Here is a 16,840-nt window from a genome sequence, read left to right on the forward strand (position 1 = left end):
TAATATGAAATTTAAAAACAGTTTATAACAGCAATTATTTAATTATAAATATGTATAAAAAAAGGATACGAAACCGCATCCTTTTTAAACTAATTATTTGATTTGTGAGTTAACTTCGTCAACAAAGTTAGTTTCTTCTTTTTCGATACCTTCACCGACTTCGTAACGAACAAATGCCTTTAGTTGACCGCCGTTTTCCTTAACGTATTCAGCAACAGTCTTGTCTGTGTCCATAACGAATTCTTGGTCAGCTAAACTAATTTCAGAAAGGAACTTGTTTAGACGACCTTCAACCATCTTTTCAACGATGTTTTCAGGCTTACCTTCTTGTAGGGCTTCCTTCTTTAGTTCTTCTCTTTCAGCTTCTAGTCTGTCTTGAGGAACATCGTTTCTGTCTAGGTATTCTGGCTTAGTAGCAGCAATGTGCATTGCAACGTGCTTAGCAACAGTTTCGTCAACACCTTGGATTTGAACTAAGGCACCAATTAGACCTTGGTTGTGTAGGTAGTGACCAAAGCTTTCGTCATCGTTCTTAGTTAAAACAACGAAACGACGTAGAGTGATCTTTTCACCAGTAATTTGAGTAGTGTTGATGATCTTGTCGTTAACAGTTTCACCATCAACGTCAAGTGCTAAAGCAGCTTCAACATCAGCTGGTTTAGCTTCAACAATCTTAGCTGCGATTAAATCAATTAGGTTCTTGAAGTCATCGTTACCTGAAACGAAGTCAGTTTCAGCGTTAACTTCAACGATAGCAGCATCGTTACCGTGAGTAACAACACGAGTTAAACCGGCAGCGGCAACACGGTCACTCTTCTTTTCAGCTTTTGCGATACCCTTTTCACGTAAGTATTCTAGAGCTTTCTTTTCGTCACCATCTGAAGCAACTAAAGCTTTCTTAGCATCCATCATACCTACACTTGTCTTTTCACGTAATTCTTTTACTTGAGCAGCAGTAATCTTTGCCATTGTTATGGCCTCCTTAAGTTTTATATTAAAAAAGGCCGACTCATCCCAGGCCTTATCGGTCCAAAAACATGAGTCAGCCTAAGTGTTCAAACAAATTCAATATTTAAAAAATATTACTTGTCTTCACTTTCATTTTCATCTTTAGTGTCTTCGAATGTGCTTTCGCTAACATTTTCTTCACCTTGGTTACCTTCAATGATAGCATCAGCCATCTTAGCAGTAATTAGACGAACGGCACGAATAGCGTCATCGTTTGATGGGATAATAACATCAACGTCATCTGGGTCAGTGTTAGTATCAACCATAGCAACGATAGGAATGTTTAACTTGTGAGCTTCGTGAACAGCGATTTGTTCTTTACGAGGGTCAACGATGAACATAACATCTGGAATCTTAGGCATGTCTTCGATACCACCAAGGAATTTTTCAAGTTTGTCAGTCTTCTTCTTTAGAAGAGCAACTTCTTTCTTAGGTAGTCTTTCGAAAGTACCATCTTCAGCCATCTTCTTAAGATCCTTTAGGTACTTGATACGGCTTTGGATAGTGTCCCAGTTAGTTAAAGTTCCACCTAACCAACGGTGGTTAACGTAGAATTGACCTGCACGTACAGCTTCTTCTTGGATTGAGTCTTGAGCTTGCTTCTTAGTACCGACAAATAGTACAGTAGCGCCCTTAGCAGCTTCATCCTTCATAAAGTTGTATGCTGAATCAATCATCTTTACAGTCTTTTGTAAGTCGATGATGTAGATTCCGTTACGTTGGGTAAAGATGTATTTCTTCATCTTAGGATTCCAACGACGAGTTTGGTGACCGAAGTGGACACCAGCTTCTAGTAATTGTTTCATAGAAATAACAGCCATGTTAATAGCCCTCCAAAAAATAGTTTTTTCCTCCCCGTCAATCTATCAATTCAGAAACCATCAAACGATAGCACTATCTGAGTTGTCATGACAGGTGTGAATTGGTAATAAATACCGAATATTATTGTATATTAAACTCCAATATTTATCAAGCTAAATATTACAATTTAACAATCTTATCTGATTTACCTGTATTGATAAGGTCTCTGTTGGCATCCAATGATAGAGTAACCATGTTTCTAACCGCTGTTTCAGTGTAGAAAGCAATGTGTGGAGTAATCAAAACATTGTCTCTGCTCATTAGGTTCTTTAGACGATTATCTGAGATATCATCGAAAGTATCAAAGTTAACATTGAAGACACCTACTTCTGATTCATAAGTATCTAAAGCGGCACCTGCTAACTTGCCTGAATCTAAAGCTTTAATTAATGCGTCAGTATCAATTAATGAACCACGAGCAGCGTTAATAATGTATGAACCATCTTTCATTTCTGACAAGGTCTTGTCGTTTACCATGTGTTCGTTTTCCTTAACGGCTGGTGCGTGTAGTGAAATGATATCAGCTTGTTTGTATAAATCGTCTGGAGTATCAACGTAGATACCTTGTTTTTCTAGTTCAGGGTTTCTGAATGGATCATATGCAATCACCTTTGCGCCGAATCCACGACAGATATCAACTAATACGTGACCAATACGACCTGTTCCGAAAACACCAACGGTCTTGGAGTTTAATTCTTGACCAATTTCAGGAGCCCATCTTAAGTCACCTGAACGTTGCTTGTCTTCAAAACGTTTTGTATTTCTTAGTAATCTCATAATTTCAGTAATTGCTAGTTCAGCAATTGCATTTGGAGAATATGCTGGAACGTTTGTTACAGTAATTCCATTTGCTTTTGCAGCATCAGCATCAACGTTATCTACACCAACGTTTCTTAGTGATAGGTACTTGATGTTAAAACTACCCAATTTATCTAAAATTTCTTTAGTGTATGGTTTTTGTTGGTAAGCAACCACACCATCAAATCCATTAGCTTCTTCAACAGTTGATGAATCAAGTAATTTGGTTTCAACCTTTACTTCTACTTCCGGATTTTTTTGTTCCCATTCTTTTAAATATGGCATTTCATCATTTCTGATTCCATAAGCAATAATTTTCAATACAAAAACCTCCAAATATTCATCGTTACAATTAGAATTATAACACTTAACACTGTGTCTTAAAGGCTTAGACCGTATTTAGATAAATTGACCCCATTTTCATTTAGGTATTCTAACTTCTTGATTCTACTTTGATGTTTAAAATGATACTCAGCACTCAAAGCATCATGTTTGTTGTCAAAGCTTTCTGAATATATCATTTCGACTGGTAAATGATTGCGGGTGTACTTGGCACCCTTTCCGCTTTGATGTTGTTCTAATCGATGTTTTAAATCAGTCGTGTATCCACCATATAGTGAATCATCCCCGCACTTTAAAACATACATATAAAACTTATTCTCCATATAAAATCTTCCTTACAAAATCCGTATATTCGTTTGAATTACTTTTATAAACAAAAATTGGTGGTAGTACCTTGGTTCCACCATTCTTCCCTGCTTTGATTCCTTCAACTAGAATCATGTTTGATTCTTTTCCCTCACGTGGATAAATGTATTGAATCCTTTTTGGCATTACGTTGTGAGATTGCATGGCATCAAATAGTTCTAGCATGCGATCAGGTCGATAAACAAAGAATGCTTTAGCGTTTGTCTTTAAAAGTCCCTCGCACACGGTCAGGATTTTGTCTAAGTTAGTTGTGATTTCATGTCTAGCAATTGCTAAATATGGATTTGGATTTTTCTTACTGTCCTCTAAATCAGGGAAATAAGGTGGGTTACAGGTTATCACGTCAACAGAATCCTTTTCCACATAGTCAAATGTGTTATCAAGGTCATCGTTTATCACGGTCAACTTGTCGTCTAAGTTATTTAAACTAACACTGCGTTTTGCCATATCTGCCAGTTTGTCTTGTAGTTCAATTTCGTAAATATGTCCATTGGTTTTATGTGACATAAATAACCCAACTGCACCATTGCCAGCACACAAATCGACAGTCTTTGAAGCACTCTTCTTGGGCAGTCTAGCAAAGTCTGCTAAAAGTACCGCATCCAATGAGAATGAGAACACTTCGGGATTTTGAATTATCTTTATATCATTACTATATAGTTGATCTATTCTTTCGTTTTCCTTTAAAACATCGTCCACTTGAATATTCCACCTTATTTTTTTCTTGCATAAATCAATAATAATAGAATACTATTAAATAATAAAGTACGAGAGGAGTTTATTTAATGTATTCTTTTTTAAAGTTCTTATGTAGAATCATTTTATATCCAATTAACGGAATGCCTAAGTTTGAAAACAAACAAAGAATTCCGGAAGGCAATTACATATTAGTTGCACCGCACCGTACATGGTTTGACCCATTGTACTTTGCCCTAGCAGCAAGTCCTAAAGAATTTGCTTTCATTGCTAAAAAGGAACTATTCAAAAACCCACTTTTAGCATACGTATTAAGACATGCAAACGTATTAAGTGTTGATCGTGAAAATCCTGGCCCATCAGTAATTAAGGAACCTGTTAAGATTCTTCAAAACACTGATAAGTCACTAATCATTTTTCCTTCAGGAACTAGACATTCTCAAGCACTAAAAGGTGGAGCTACTTTAATCGCCAAGCTTTCTAAAGCACCTTTACTTCCAGCTGTTTACCAAGGTCCACTTACATTTAAGAGTTTGTTCTCACGTAAAAAAGCTGTCATCAATTTTGGTGACCCTATTTACTTAGACAAATCAATCAAGCTAAACGAAGAAGGTCAAAAAGCAGTCGAACAACAAATGCAAGATGCTTTCGATAAGTTAGATAAAGAAATCAATCCTAACTTTAAGTACGTTGACCCTTCATCAGAAAAATAAGCAATAAAAAAAGACTTAATCTTTGAATTAAGTCTTTTTTAGTTATTTAGCGTTAGCCTTCATACTGTTCATCATTTGATTTAACTTCTTAGCTGAAGGTTTTTGACCCATTTGTAGCATCATTGCTCTTAATTGATCCTTGTTAATTGGGGGATTATCTTTAAGATATTTTTCCATGTACTTACGTGCCATGAAGAATCCACCGATCAAACCTACGATTAAAGCTAAAAGAATTAGGATAATCCATAAGAATGTTGACATAATTCTTCCTCCTCCCGTTAGTTACTATTATTAATTCTACACAACTTAATTATTAAATTCAAAAAAAGTTTTAATCGTCACGTAAACCTTTTTTACGTTGAACTTTCTTAACCTTTTCTGGTGTGACTTCTTTACCTTCTTTATTGAAAACTTGAACCATTTCAATTTGGCTTCTCATGTTTTCTTTAAAGCGTTTTAGGTATTGTTTTCTAAGGTCAGCTCTTTCAGCTTCTTCTTCCTTAGTCAATCCACTTTCCTTAGCTTTATGTGCTAATTCATTAATACGTGGAATAAGTTTCTTTAAAATTGGATCTTCTGCTTCTGACATTTAATTATCTCCTTTGCGAACATTTGTTTTTATTTTCCCGTTATGCTATATTAAAGCTATTATATTACAAGAAACGGGGTATTTATGTGACTTTTTCAAAAGAAGAAAAGACTTCTAAACAATTAGCTATTTTAGAATTTATCTGGAAAAGAATCAATAGCCAAGGCTATCCTCCTACAGTAAGAGAAATAGGTGAAGCCGTTAATCTTTCATCCACATCAACCGTCCATGGTCATTTAAGTCGCCTTGAAAAGAAGGGTTTTATCGTTAAAAATCCCGCTAAACCAAGAGCACTTGAAATTACCGAAGATGGTCTTAAGAAAATTGGTGTTAATACACACCCTGGTGAAATCCCTGTTTTAGGTACCGTTGCTGCTGGTGAACCAATCCTAGCGGTTGAAGATACATCAGAATACTTCTCAATGCCTGACCAATACGAAAACTCAGATGATGTTTTCATGTTAGTCATTCAAGGTGAGAGTATGATCAACATCGGTATTTTAAACGGTGATAAAGTTATCGTTAAAAAGCAATCAACTGCTGAAAATGGTGATATCGTTATTGCAATGACTGATGAAAACGAAGTCACTTGCAAACGATTCTTCAAGGAATCTGACCACTATCGCTTACAACCTGAAAACGATAACTTAGCTCCAATCATATTGGATCAAGTATCAATCGTTGGTAAGGTTGTCGGATTATACCGTGACAGTATTTTTTAAAATACTTCACCTTCGTAGTGATATTCAGGCATTTCTTTGAAATCAAACTTTTCAACATCGGACACCTTTGTTAGATAAGACTTAGATCCGTTTGATAACATCAAGTTAACAATCGCATCTTTTTCATGAAATAAAACAACTGGTTTATCAATTGCATAAGCATACCCAATTTCGAAAGCTGTACCGCTGTCAACGTTGTCTTCTACAAAGTCGATAATTGCGATAACGGCATCAGCTTTTTTTATTTCATCAACATCAAGTTGAAAAACATCTTTAGACCATTGGCTACTACCAATTTCTGCCCCATCGTTTACATTTGAGTTTCTTGGACTAAAGTATCCTGAAACTGAAGGATTGTTATCTAATGCCTTTTCAATTCTTTGAATACGATCAATTTGTTCATCATCAAAAAATGGTCCTGCTAAATATAATTTCATGTCAGTCTCCTACTTTCTTCCATAAATTCTTTGGTGGTCTTTCACCCCTTCAAGGAAAAATTCCGCCTTATCATTACTAGTATCCAACTTGATATCACCATCAGCGATTGGAATCCAGTTAGTAAAGATTTCTTCGTATTCTTCAACGGAAACTTGTTTTCTTGACTTCAAAGCATCATCTAATGATTTAGCTAATTCATCGTTTCTAAAGTTATCCTTTAGTTTCATTGGGAAGAATTCACCCTGTGCACCTGAACCATAACTGAATAACGCAATACGATCACCAGATTGTAAATCATCTGAGTTATTAATTAATGATAGGAAGTTCAAGTACAATGAACCAGTATATAGATTCCCAACATTTTCGTTGTAGATACGACCTTGTTCAAATTCTTTCTTCAAGTTAGCTTGTTGTTCTTCATCGGCTTCATCAATGATTGATCTTAATGCCTTAATCCCCATCTTTGGATAAGGTAAATGGAAAGTCATTGCTTTGAAGTCTGCAATGGTTTGTCCGGTGATTTCCTTGTATTCATCCCACGTCTTCTTGAAAAAATCAACGTAAACATCATTTGAATAGTGACCATCAACAACGGCTTCTGTTCTGTACAATGGTCTCCAAAAATCCATTACATCATCAGAATAGAATGTGCTTGGACCATCGAATTCGGCAATTGAAGGGTTGGCAGAAATTACCATGGCAACGGCACCCCCACCCTGAGTAACTTCACCTGGTGTCTTAATACCGTATCTAGCAATATCGGCACCAATTACTAGGGCTTGTCTTTCAGGATGGTTTTGCACATATTCTTTGGCCATTTGAAGACCAGCGGTCGCACCATAACAAGCTTGTTTGATTTCAAACGCACGAGCTCGACGGTTTAGACCTAACATGTTTTGTAAGTAAATGGCAGCAGATTTGGAGTTATCTACCCCTGTTTCTGTTCCAAAAATAATTAAATCAATTTTTTTACGATTATCATCATCAATAATCTTGGTACAAGCATTTGCTGCCATTGTGACAACATCTTGGGTATTTGGAATTACAGCTTGTTTCTTTTGGCCAATTCCAATCAAGTACTTGTTTGGGTCTTCGTTTCTAGCGTTAGCTAGATCGACCATATCTAAATACATATCTGATGAGTAAAAACTCATCTTGTCAATTCCAACATTCATAATGATAATCCACACTTTCATATAAATATTATTTTAATTGTACTATGAAACCACATTCTTAACAAAAGAAATAACAAAAAAGACGCACCGCTAAGTGTGTCTTTTTATTTTTCAAACTGTTTTTTAGCCTTTAGAAATGCGTTAGCATAGTAATAAGTTTTTTGGTAAGTTTGTTCACCGGTGTATTGGTTAGGATATTCACCCCAAATTGAGAATGCTGATCCAATGTTGTTCTTACTCTTGGCAAGGTTCTTCTTGGATTGATCATTCCACATGCTCATCTTCCACTTTTTGAATTCACTGGTCCAAATCTTCTTAGATTCTTTTGTGAAAGAAGTAGGATCTGTAATCATGTATAGGTAGTAATTGTTGTAGTTAATCGTTTTAAAACCAGCCTTGTTTAGTTCAGGTAAAGTGGCACGCATTCTAATGTTATCCTTACGGTCTTTACTTGAACTAACTTCACCAGTTAAACTCCAGTAATTAATCAAAATATCCTTGTGATACTTGTTTAAGACTGCTTTATGGAAACTATCATTCCACATTTCAAGCTTCAAATTATGTTGCTTAACGTAATCATCAATTGCATTGATGTATTTAACGGCTGCGTTTTGATCACTACGATTATTAATTGTGATTTCATCGGCACCCACGATAATGTGGTATCCCTTTGGTAATAAACCAACGTATTCACTCAAAAGTTTCTTAGAAAAATCTAAAGTCACTTTTTTGTGGTAGTACATTTCGTTATAACCATCTTTGTTATCCAATTTCTTAGCTAATTTCTTACCAGCAGATGTGTATGAAAGAAGCTTGATGATTGATTGGTCATGTCCAGGTAGGTCAATTTCTGGAATAACTTCAATTCCGTTCATATAACCGTATTGAATGATATCCAATAGTTGATCCTTGGTTAAAAAGGCTCTCTTGGTCTTTTTGTTGTAATAAATTCCATGTTTTTCGTATGAATTTTTAACAGTTTGCCCCAAGGTAGAACTTTCAACACCATATCTTTCATTGTCATTTAAGTGAAGTTGAAGATATGTACCATGATCTTTTTTAAGTAAATTAATGTACTTCTTGATTGTTGATGGGGCATAGTATGTTCTAGAACAATCTATGGACAAACCGATTCGTTTAGTGTCATTATTGGCAGCCGCTAACGTCTTATTAGAGAGCGAACTCATTTGAACAAAAATCAAAATTAAAGCAAGGACTGCTCCCACGATTAAATATCTTTTTTTCGGCATAATCACCACTCTTTTCTTTGCGATTATTATATTTTTTAGTATAGCATTAAAATTTCATAAATCTATCTATTTTCGCGTTTTGTAATCATTATGAAATAGTTAATAATAATAATAATGTTCAAAGCTTAAAGGTAATTTAAATCGAAAATATATATTAATTTTTGAATTCATTTATAATGATATGATTAAGCATGTTACGATTATTTATGCATAATAATATCATTAGATAGGAGTATTTTATACATGAAAAAAGCATCATCAATTTTTATTAAGCTAATCTACACATTGCTAAGCTTTTCATTAATTGTATTTACAATGTTAGGAATCTGTTCTAGCTGGTACTCAGCTGAAACTTACTCAAATAATTTAAAAATAGATTCATTAATTGTTATTCAACTTTTGTTTGTATTATTAGCATTAACTCAAATCATTTCATTCTTCATCCGTAAAATAGATTTGAAAAAAGAAGTAATAATTTCTGTCGTATTATTCATATTAGGTATTGTCCTTTACATATTACAAGCAGCAACAATGCAATTTCTTGCATGCATTTTAATAATTCTTCTTTTGTTAGTAATTGATAAAAAATATTTGCTTTAGATTGAAATGCCTAAATAAAAAGCACTTTACTGTATAAATAGTAAGGTGCTTTTCTTTTACATTTAAGATCATGAAATTATAAAAAGGAGAGTACAGGAGTCGAACCTGCCCGCCGGTGTTACCGGGTCGTCGGATTTCGAGTCCGATGCATTACCGCTCTGCCAACTCTCCATAAAAAAGGATGCACTAAGCATCCAATAAATTTAGTATTTTAGTAAGCTAAGAATATCGTAATCCTTAATCTTTTCTCTACCCTTTAATGCTTCAATTTCAACAATGAAAGCAGCTCCAACAACAATTCCGCCTAGTTGTTCAACAAGCTTAATTGTTGCTTCAATTGTTCCACCAGTTGCAAGTAAATCATCAGTAATAAGAACTCTTTGGCCAGGCTTTACAGCATCAGAATGTAGGTAAAGTGATGACTTTCCGTATTCTAATCCGTAAGAAGCACTAACTGTCTTACCTGGTAATTTACCTTTCTTTCTAGCTGGTACAAATCCAATGCCTAAATCATAAGCGACTGGACAACCGACAATGAAGCCACGCGCTTCAGGGCCAACGATTAAGTCGACTTTCTTTTCTTTAGCATATTTTACTATCTCATCGGTAGCTTGGTGATATGCCTGTCCATCTTCCATTAATGGTGAGATATCTCTAAATAAAACACCTGGTTCTGGAAAATCTTCGTAACTTGCAATGTAGTCATGCAAATCAAGTGCCATTAGCCAATAACTTCCTTTCATTAACCCAAACAAATGCGAATAGCTTGTTTAAACTTCTCTTTACTAATTGTCAAAAGTTGTTTTTCAGCTTCGATTTGTTTCTCTCTATTCTGGTATGCGTGACTGTTTGATAAATCACTATTAACCAGATCAGGATTATAATTCATAATTCCATCATTAATATAAACGAAATTTAATTCATTAAATACATCTACCATGAAGATAAATATATCACGGTCAATGCCTAAATAGCGACTAATTTCATCTACTTTATCATGTATCTGAATGTTGTTATGCGTCTTAATGAACTTAAATAGTTTAGCATATTGAGCACGGTTTGGCATCCCCTTTTTAAAAATATAATGATTTTTGAAAAGGTAAAATGTCACGCTATTAAAACTAATTTCACTTAAAGCATCCTGCAAATGTGAAATATCACTAGGACAATCAACAATTATTATATTATCAAATTTATCAAATGAAGACAAATCAGGATATAGGCCAACTGTGGAGTCAGAGCCTACAAATGGACGCAACTTGGTGTATAGTTTTTCGTTAAAGAATAAGTATGCAGCAGCTGGTTCAAACATTTCTTTTGCAACAACTTGTGTTCTTTTATCAACAATTTCAACACCACTGCTGTACATATCATCCAACATAATTTGAATGGTTGTTCGACCCTTCCATGTATTCTTTTCCAAGTGACCAGCAACCTTCATTGCATCACTATTGGCCAATAAGTCATCAGCAAGTGCACCGTTCTTAAATGCTAGTACATTGACCTTGCTACCATGATCAACCATTTGGAATTTTAGATGACTATTATCCTTCCCCATTGTTTGAACGTTAGTAACGTTTTGTGGTGTAAATTCGAATACTGGAAATTCATTATCAGTACCAAATGGTGCTAATAATTTAACTTGGTTATACAAGTCTTCGTTTACATCACTGCAACTTAAGTCAGCAAAAATGTTCAATGGTGCTTTGACTTGGTCAGATAATTCGTGTTCTTTAGCGTATTTATCTAAATGCTCAGTTAATGCTGTAACATCATCTTCTTTGATGCTTAATCCAACAGCCATTTCATGGCCACCAAATGACACCATTTGATCTCTCATACCATTGATTGCATCGAATAAATTAAATCCTTCGACACTTCTACCTGACCCTTTTAGGATTCTGGTATTAGTATCCAAATTCATGACGATGCTTGGTTTATGGAACTGTTCTACCAAACGACTAGCAACAATTCCAACTACGCCTTCGTGCCAGTTTTGACCATATACAACCAACACGGCACTTTCTGGTTGAGTTTGCGCTTGAATAATTGCTTCGGTACTGATGTCTTCAACAAACTTACGACGCTTTTTATTTTGGTCTTCAGTGTCCTTGGCTAATTCTTCAGCCTTAATATCATCAAAGGTTGTTAGTAGTTCAACTCCGGAGCTGGCACTCCCCATTCGACCTAATGCGTTCAAACGTGGTGCTAATCCAAAACCAATGCTTTGTTCGTTAACAACTCCCTTAATGCCAGCTAATTTAGCTAAGCTATATAAACCTGGACGTTCTGTGTTAGCAATCATTTGTAGACCGTACTTTACAATCACTCTGTTTTCATCGGTTAAGGAAACCAAATCAGCAACAGTCCCAATTGCAGCTAAATCTAAGAATTCTTCTGGTAGTTCACCCAATAATGCAGTTGCTACTTTAAAAGCGATTCCTACACCTGAGAATTCACCAAATGGGTATTCATGGCCAGGATATCTAGCATGCACAATCGCATAAGCATCAGGTAGTTCATCTGGCATTTGATGGTGATCGGTAATGATAACATCGCATCCCATTTCATTTGCGACATCGACCGATTCTTTACCAGAGACACCGTTATCAACGGTAACCATTAACTTGGTCCCATCATTAATTAAACGCTTGTAGACTTCCGGATTTGGACCATAACCGTCGGTGAAACGATTAGGTACAAAGTATTCAACGTTGGCACCCAAATTTTCTAGTGTTTCATACATCACCGATGTACTTGTGATTCCATCGGCATCGTAATCACCATAAACGGTGATTTTTTCACCGTTTTCGATGGCACTAAAAATTCGTTTGCATGCCTTTTCCATGTCGTGCAACAAAAAAGGATCTCTTAGATCACTCAATTGAGGGTTTAAGAAACCATTTATCTTGTCTTCACTGTCGTATCCCTTCTCAATCAATGATTCGATAATTCTAGGGCTAATCGATAGTGATTTCCCTATTGTCGTAGCATCGTTTGAGAGTTTCGTATTCGTATGTTTCCAATCAAAATTAGCGGAGATCATCTAATCAATCCTTTTGTCTTAATTATTTTTTTCAAACGGTATATCGACTATATCAAAGTCCTTAACCACCTTGGTGTTATTAAAGACGGTCTTTGCTTGATTTTGTAATTCGTAAGCCATCTTACCAGTGTATCTTGCTGAAACATGAGTAAGTAATAGGCGACCAACCTTAGCCTTAGTTGCTAACTTAGCAGCTTGCATGTTGGTTGAATGGTAGTAATTGTGGGCCAATCTACTTTCGCCCTTACCAAATGTACTTTCATGAACCAATACATCGGCGTTTTGTGCCAAGTTGTAACTGGTTGGGTTACTTCTAGTGTCACCAATGATGGTAACTGTTCTACCCTTTTGAGCTGGTCCAATGAAGTCTTGACCGTTAATTTCTCTACCGTCATCTAAAGTAACGGTTTCACCATTCTTAATCTTTCCGTATACCGGACCAGATGGAATGTTTGCTTCCTTTAGCTTATCGACAAGTAGTTCACCTTGGTGGTCCTTTTCTTCGATTCTAAAACCGTAACAAGTAATTTGGTGATCTAATTCACCCATTGTTACCTTGAATTTATCATCTTCAAAAACAACACCTGGTTGTGATAATTCTTCAAAATTAATCTTGTAAGCAAGTTTAGTTTGAGATACTGATAAACTCACACGAACAAAGTCGGCAATTCCCTTTGGTCCATAAATTGTTAATGGAGTGTCGCCACCTTGAAATGAGCGTGAACTTAATAGACCTGGTAAACCAAAAATATGATCACCATGTAAGTGGGTAATGAAGATTTTATTGATTTTACGAGGCTTTAAGTTAGATCTCAAGATTTGTTGTTGAGTACCTTCACCACAATCAAACAACCATACTGAATTGCATTCATCCAATAGTTTTAATGCTGTTGCAGCCACATTTCTAAATTTACCTGGAACCCCTGATCCAGTTCCTAAAAATTCTAATTGCATAAATTCATTTTTCCTTTTCTATTCGTAATATTCGATATATAAATTGTAGCACATAAAAAAAGATGGGATTAGTCCCATCTACTTTTATTAGTCCACAAATGAGAATGTGAAGTCTAGAATTGAAACCATGTCGCCATCTTTTGCGCCAAGTTCTCTTAGTGCGTCATCTACACCCATTCCCTTAAGCTGTCTTGCGAAACGTAGCATACTTTGGTCGTGAGTTGTATCTGTCATTTCGAATAGACGTTCAATCTTCTTACCGTATAGAACCCAAACACCGTCTTCATCACGTCTGATGTTGAATGGTGCTTCTTCATCATCAGCATTGTATTCAACTTCTTCATCAACGTCTTCAACATCAGTGATTGGGAACTTAGGAGTAGTTTCCAATAGGTCTGAAGTCTTAGAAATTAATTCCTTAAGACCTTCATGGGTGATTGAAGAAATAGCCAACACTTCGTGAGCTAATTCGTCATCTTTGATTTGTTCTTTAAATATTTCTAGATTTTCAGAAGCATCAGGCATATCCATCTTGGTTGCTACCACGATTTGTGGTCGTTTTAGCAGATTTTCATCGTACTTAGCTAATTCATCGTTAATCTTCTTGTAGTCAACGTAAGGGTCTCTTCCTTCTTGACCACTCATATCAACTAAGTGCAAGATGACACGTGTTCTTTCAACGTGACGTAGGAATTGGAAACCTAAACCAATTCCCGATGATGCTCCTTCAATTAATCCAGGTAAATCGGCAATTACGAAGTCTCTACCGTCATCTAGTCTAACCATCCCTAAGTTAGGTACCAATGTTGTAAAGTGGTATTCAGCAACCTTAGGTTTTGAACTAGTGATTGTAGATAGTAGTGTTGATTTACCAACTGATGGGAATCCAACTAGTCCAACATCAGCTAATACTTTGAGTTCTAAACGAATGTTTAATTCTTCACCAGGTTCACCGTTTTCGGCAATTTCTGGTGCTGAGTTCTTGGCAGATGCGAAGTGGGTGTTTCCACGTCCACCACGTCCACCTTTCAATGCAACGTATTCATCATCCGGATTTACCAAGTCAAATAACAATTGGTTGGTATCATCGTTATATACTGATGTTCCTTCTGGAAGATAAATATATAAATCATCGGCACTCTTACCGGTCATTCGTTTATTTCCACCGTCTGCCCCATTTTTAGCGGCAAACTTACGCTTATATCTGAAGTCCATCAAGGTGTTCATCCCTGTGTCCACAGCAAAAATAACGCTTCCTCCGCGGCCACCATCACCACCGGCAGGTCCACCGTTTGGAACGTATTTTTCTCTTCTAAAGGCAACGATTCCGTTACCACCTTTTCCTGACTTTACATTAATTTTTACTTGATCAACAAACATGTTATCTCCGCTCTACTTTTTATTTTATACATAGTATAACTTTATTTTTAAAGACCGTAAACAGTCCACATCATTTTTCAATATTATTTAATGAGTATTTGATATTCTTTGCTGTTTTGGTATTAATCCCCAATGCCTCAATTTCGTTAATTGGCGCATTGGCAATTTTCTTCATTGTCTTAAACTTGTTCAATAACTTACTTCTAGTCTTTGGACCAACTCCCTCGATTGTATCAAGTTCCGAGCTAAGTGAATGCTTAGTATGAACTTGACGATGGAAGTTAATCGCAAATCTATGAACTTCATCTTGAATTCTTTGAACAAGGTAGAATGCCTGGCTCTTTGGATTCAATGAAATGTGTTCATCCAATTGCCCAAACAATAAGTCGGCAGTCTTATGCTTATCGTTTTTAACCATTCCGGCAACCGGAATTTCCAAACCTAACTCGTTTTCCAAGACATCCTTAACAGCATTCAATTGGATTTCTCCACCATCCATTAGGATTAAGTCTGGTAAGTCAGCATGTTCCTTCAAAAGTCTTGTATATCTTCTTCTAATAACTTCTCTGGTACTTGCTGCTTCATCAGCGTGATCTTCATTTTGGAGTTTGTATTTACGATAAGCGTTCTTATTTGGTTTACCATCCACAAACTGAATCATGGCTGAAACAATGTCCGCCCCTTGAATATGTGAGTGGTCAAAGGCTTCAATCGTTTTAGCTGAAGAAATGTTCAAGGCAACCGCTAATTCATCAGCAGCGCCCTTAGTCTTGATGTTATCTAGTTCCATCAAGCGGAACTTTTCATCCAAGACTAGCTTGGCATTCTTTTGTGCCATGTCAATTAAGTCCTTCTTTTGTCCCCTTTGTGGAACTCTAACCGGTGTCCCAATCGCTTCTGAAATCAAATCAGCATCCAACGTTTCTGGAATTAAGACTTCCTTTGGTGTTTGATGATTTTCTTCAGAATAGAACTGACCAATAAAGTCCTCCATTGTTTCAACCGGATCATCGACAATTGGGAAACTACGCTTAACTCGTTTTAATAAACGAGCTTGTCTGATAAAGAAGATTTGAATTGAAATCCATCCGTGGTTCACGTAGTAATTGAAAATGTCACGAGGTGTGGTGTCATTTGAAATAATCTTTTGTTTTTCTACAGTGATTTCGATGTACTTTAATTGGTCCCTGATTTCAGCGGCGCGTTCGTATTGCAATGAATCAGCCGCAATCTTCATCTTTTCGGTTAACATCTTCTTGGCAATTCCCACATCACCATTTAAAAAAGACTTAATGTGGCGAATTTGGTTTTGATATTCAGACTTAGGGACCTTTTTAAAACAAGCCCCTAAACATTGCCCCATGTGATAGTAAAGACAAGGTCGATGTTGATAACCATTACATCTTCTTAAGGGATAAACCTTTTGTAAGAAGTGCAAAGTTTCATCAGCAGCGTATACATTTGGATAAGGGCCAAAGTAGTATCCACCGTCTTTTTTAATGGTATTAACAATCTTTAGTTGTGGATCGCGTTCGTTTGTAATCTTGATATATGGGTATCCACCATTACCTTGTTTTAATTGAATATTGTAGTAAGGTCGGTGCTTTTGAATCAATGTGATTTCTAGTAAGAATGCTTCTTTATCATTAGTCGTAATAATGGTTTCGAAGTCCCTAATTTGTGAAACCAGCTTGGCTGTTTTTCCCTCATGGCTACTCTTAAAGTATGACCTAACACGATTCTTTAGATTTTTAGCCTTACCAACGTAAATGATTTTACCTAGTTTATTCTTCATCAAATAACATCCAGGTAAATCTGGTAATAATCTAAGTTTATGTTCAATGTGTGAAGTTGCCATTTTATCACCTCATTTGAAAAAACACTTCAATATGACAAATTCGA

General features: G+C 36.0%; 18 protein-coding genes and 1 tRNA gene. 3 read left to right on the plus strand and 16 right to left on the minus strand.

Going from position 1 to position 16,840, the window contains the following annotated elements:
• Window positions 1-93: 93 nt before the first annotated feature.
• The 5 genes from tsf to K5Q07_RS04015 form a co-directional block, all read right to left on the minus strand.
• The gene (gene tsf, locus K5Q07_RS03995; protein ID WP_220729766.1) at window positions 94-969 is read right to left on the minus strand and encodes a translation elongation factor Ts; all 876 of its coding nucleotides are present in this window, start codon (window positions 967-969) and stop codon (window positions 94-96) included.
• A gap of 113 nt (window positions 970-1,082) precedes the next feature.
• Complete coding sequence (gene rpsB / locus K5Q07_RS04000; protein WP_034531696.1) at window positions 1,083-1,829, minus strand: 30S ribosomal protein S2; 747 nt, start codon at window positions 1,827-1,829, stop codon at window positions 1,083-1,085.
• A 160-nt stretch (window positions 1,830-1,989) separates the two neighbouring features.
• Window positions 1,990-2,988 carry a D-2-hydroxyacid dehydrogenase gene (locus tag K5Q07_RS04005; protein WP_220729767.1) on the minus strand — a complete coding sequence of 333 codons (999 nt, stop codon included), beginning with the start codon at window positions 2,986-2,988 and terminating at the stop codon, window positions 1,990-1,992.
• 59 nt (window positions 2,989-3,047) lie between these two features.
• The gene (locus K5Q07_RS04010) at window positions 3,048-3,332 is read right to left on the minus strand and encodes a GIY-YIG nuclease family protein (protein ID WP_053791840.1); all 285 of its coding nucleotides are present in this window, start codon (window positions 3,330-3,332) and stop codon (window positions 3,048-3,050) included.
• Window positions 3,322-4,074: a tRNA1(Val) (adenine(37)-N6)-methyltransferase gene (locus K5Q07_RS04015; RefSeq protein ID WP_220729769.1), complete on the minus strand. Its 753-nt coding sequence runs from the start codon at window positions 4,072-4,074 to the stop codon at window positions 3,322-3,324. The genes K5Q07_RS04010 and K5Q07_RS04015 overlap by 11 nt, the downstream gene beginning before the upstream one ends.
• Window positions 4,075-4,160: 86 nt before the next feature.
• On the opposite strand from K5Q07_RS04015, the gene K5Q07_RS04020 reads away from it, so the two are divergent.
• Window positions 4,161-4,784 (plus strand): lysophospholipid acyltransferase family protein, encoded by a 624-nt coding sequence (locus K5Q07_RS04020; protein ID WP_220729771.1) that lies wholly within the window; start codon window positions 4,161-4,163, stop codon window positions 4,782-4,784.
• 42 nt (window positions 4,785-4,826) lie between these two features.
• Here the strand turns inward: K5Q07_RS04020 and K5Q07_RS04025 are convergent, their stop codons facing one another.
• On the minus strand, window positions 4,827-5,045 hold the full coding sequence (locus K5Q07_RS04025; RefSeq protein WP_034531707.1) for a YneF family protein: 219 nt from the start codon (window positions 5,043-5,045) through the stop codon (window positions 4,827-4,829).
• 70 nt (window positions 5,046-5,115) lie between these two features.
• Window positions 5,116-5,373 carry a DUF896 domain-containing protein gene (locus K5Q07_RS04030; RefSeq protein ID WP_034534681.1) on the minus strand — a complete coding sequence of 86 codons (258 nt, stop codon included), beginning with the start codon at window positions 5,371-5,373 and terminating at the stop codon, window positions 5,116-5,118.
• Between the two features lie 86 nt (window positions 5,374-5,459).
• Between K5Q07_RS04030 and lexA the strand changes: the two genes are divergently transcribed.
• A complete protein-coding gene (gene lexA, locus K5Q07_RS04035) occupies window positions 5,460-6,095 on the plus strand; it encodes a transcriptional repressor LexA (protein ID WP_034531710.1) in 636 nt (211 codons plus the stop codon).
• Here the strand turns inward: lexA and K5Q07_RS04040 are convergent.
• The 3 genes from K5Q07_RS04040 to K5Q07_RS04050 all read right to left on the minus strand — a co-directional run bounded on the left by K5Q07_RS04040 (window position 6,092) and on the right by K5Q07_RS04050 (window position 8,958).
• On the minus strand, window positions 6,092-6,532 hold the full coding sequence (locus K5Q07_RS04040) for a nucleoside 2-deoxyribosyltransferase (RefSeq protein WP_220729773.1): 441 nt from the start codon (window positions 6,530-6,532) through the stop codon (window positions 6,092-6,094). The two genes, lexA and K5Q07_RS04040, sit on opposite strands and share 4 nt — an antisense overlap.
• 9 nt (window positions 6,533-6,541) lie before the next feature.
• The gene (locus tag K5Q07_RS04045) at window positions 6,542-7,708 is read right to left on the minus strand and encodes a hydroxymethylglutaryl-CoA synthase (RefSeq protein WP_053791843.1); all 1,167 of its coding nucleotides are present in this window, start codon (window positions 7,706-7,708) and stop codon (window positions 6,542-6,544) included.
• A gap of 104 nt (window positions 7,709-7,812) precedes the next feature.
• Entirely contained in the window at window positions 7,813-8,958 is a 1,146-nt protein-coding gene (locus K5Q07_RS04050) for a family 20 glycosylhydrolase (RefSeq protein ID WP_220729775.1), read from the minus strand.
• Window positions 8,959-9,201: 243 nt separating this feature from the next.
• Here K5Q07_RS04050 and K5Q07_RS04055 point away from each other — a divergent pair, with 243 nt between their 5' ends.
• Complete coding sequence (locus tag K5Q07_RS04055) at window positions 9,202-9,558, plus strand: hypothetical protein (protein ID WP_220729777.1); 357 nt, start codon at window positions 9,202-9,204, stop codon at window positions 9,556-9,558.
• Between the two features lie 84 nt (window positions 9,559-9,642).
• Here the strand turns inward: K5Q07_RS04055 and K5Q07_RS04060 are convergent.
• The 6 genes from K5Q07_RS04060 to uvrC form a co-directional block, all read right to left on the minus strand.
• Window positions 9,643-9,729 (minus strand) — tRNA-Ser (locus K5Q07_RS04060).
• A 32-nt stretch (window positions 9,730-9,761) separates the two neighbouring features.
• Window positions 9,762-10,280, minus strand: a complete 519-nt coding sequence (locus K5Q07_RS04065) for an adenine phosphoribosyltransferase (protein WP_034531719.1) — start codon at window positions 10,278-10,280, stop codon at window positions 9,762-9,764.
• A gap of 20 nt (window positions 10,281-10,300) precedes the next feature.
• The gene (gene recJ, locus K5Q07_RS04070; protein WP_220729779.1) at window positions 10,301-12,499 is read right to left on the minus strand and encodes a single-stranded-DNA-specific exonuclease RecJ; all 2,199 of its coding nucleotides are present in this window, start codon (window positions 12,497-12,499) and stop codon (window positions 10,301-10,303) included.
• 123 nt (window positions 12,500-12,622) lie between these two features.
• Window positions 12,623-13,558, minus strand: coding sequence for a ribonuclease Z (rnz, locus tag K5Q07_RS04075; RefSeq protein ID WP_053796686.1), 936 nt, complete (start codon window positions 13,556-13,558; stop codon window positions 12,623-12,625).
• Window positions 13,559-13,645: 87 nt separating this feature from the next.
• On the minus strand, window positions 13,646-14,938 hold the full coding sequence (gene obgE / locus K5Q07_RS04080) for a GTPase ObgE (RefSeq protein WP_220729781.1): 1,293 nt from the start codon (window positions 14,936-14,938) through the stop codon (window positions 13,646-13,648).
• A gap of 70 nt (window positions 14,939-15,008) precedes the next feature.
• Window positions 15,009-16,796, minus strand: coding sequence for an excinuclease ABC subunit UvrC (gene uvrC / locus K5Q07_RS04085; protein WP_041152373.1), 1,788 nt, complete (start codon window positions 16,794-16,796; stop codon window positions 15,009-15,011).
• Between the last annotated feature and the right edge of the window lie 44 nt (window positions 16,797-16,840).

It is taken from the genome of Apilactobacillus zhangqiuensis (assembly GCF_019656215.1).
GTDB classification, from domain to species: domain Bacteria; phylum Bacillota; class Bacilli; order Lactobacillales; family Lactobacillaceae; genus Apilactobacillus; species Apilactobacillus zhangqiuensis.

What these genes read in the sequence shown, in the direction of transcription:
- rnz (WP_053796686.1), bottom strand. Translation starts at nt 13,558, where the DNA reads ATGCAATTAGAATTTTTAGGAACTGGATCAGGGGTTCCAGGTAAATTT.
- K5Q07_RS04050 (WP_220729775.1), bottom strand. Translation starts at nt 8,958, where the DNA reads ATGCCGAAAAAAAGATATTTAATCGTGGGAGCAGTCCTTGCTTTAATT.
- K5Q07_RS04040 (WP_220729773.1), bottom strand. Translation starts at nt 6,532, where the DNA reads ATGAAATTATATTTAGCAGGACCATTTTTTGATGATGAACAAATTGAT.
- K5Q07_RS04045 (WP_053791843.1), bottom strand. Translation starts at nt 7,708, where the DNA reads ATGAATGTTGGAATTGACAAGATGAGTTTTTACTCATCAGATATGTAT.
- uvrC (WP_041152373.1), bottom strand. Translation starts at nt 16,796, where the DNA reads ATGGCAACTTCACACATTGAACATAAACTTAGATTATTACCAGATTTA.
- obgE (WP_220729781.1), bottom strand. Translation starts at nt 14,938, where the DNA reads ATGTTTGTTGATCAAGTAAAAATTAATGTAAAGTCAGGAAAAGGTGGT.
- rpsB (WP_034531696.1), bottom strand. Translation starts at nt 1,829, where the DNA reads ATGGCTGTTATTTCTATGAAACAATTACTAGAAGCTGGTGTCCACTTC.
- K5Q07_RS04055 (WP_220729777.1), top strand. Translation starts at nt 9,202, where the DNA reads ATGAAAAAAGCATCATCAATTTTTATTAAGCTAATCTACACATTGCTA.
- tsf (WP_220729766.1), bottom strand. Translation starts at nt 969, where the DNA reads ATGGCAAAGATTACTGCTGCTCAAGTAAAAGAATTACGTGAAAAGACA.
- K5Q07_RS04020 (WP_220729771.1), top strand. Translation starts at nt 4,161, where the DNA reads ATGTATTCTTTTTTAAAGTTCTTATGTAGAATCATTTTATATCCAATT.
- K5Q07_RS04010 (WP_053791840.1), bottom strand. Translation starts at nt 3,332, where the DNA reads ATGGAGAATAAGTTTTATATGTATGTTTTAAAGTGCGGGGATGATTCA.
- K5Q07_RS04025 (WP_034531707.1), bottom strand. Translation starts at nt 5,045, where the DNA reads ATGTCAACATTCTTATGGATTATCCTAATTCTTTTAGCTTTAATCGTA.
- K5Q07_RS04030 (WP_034534681.1), bottom strand. Translation starts at nt 5,373, where the DNA reads ATGTCAGAAGCAGAAGATCCAATTTTAAAGAAACTTATTCCACGTATT.
- K5Q07_RS04065 (WP_034531719.1), bottom strand. Translation starts at nt 10,280, where the DNA reads ATGGCACTTGATTTGCATGACTACATTGCAAGTTACGAAGATTTTCCA.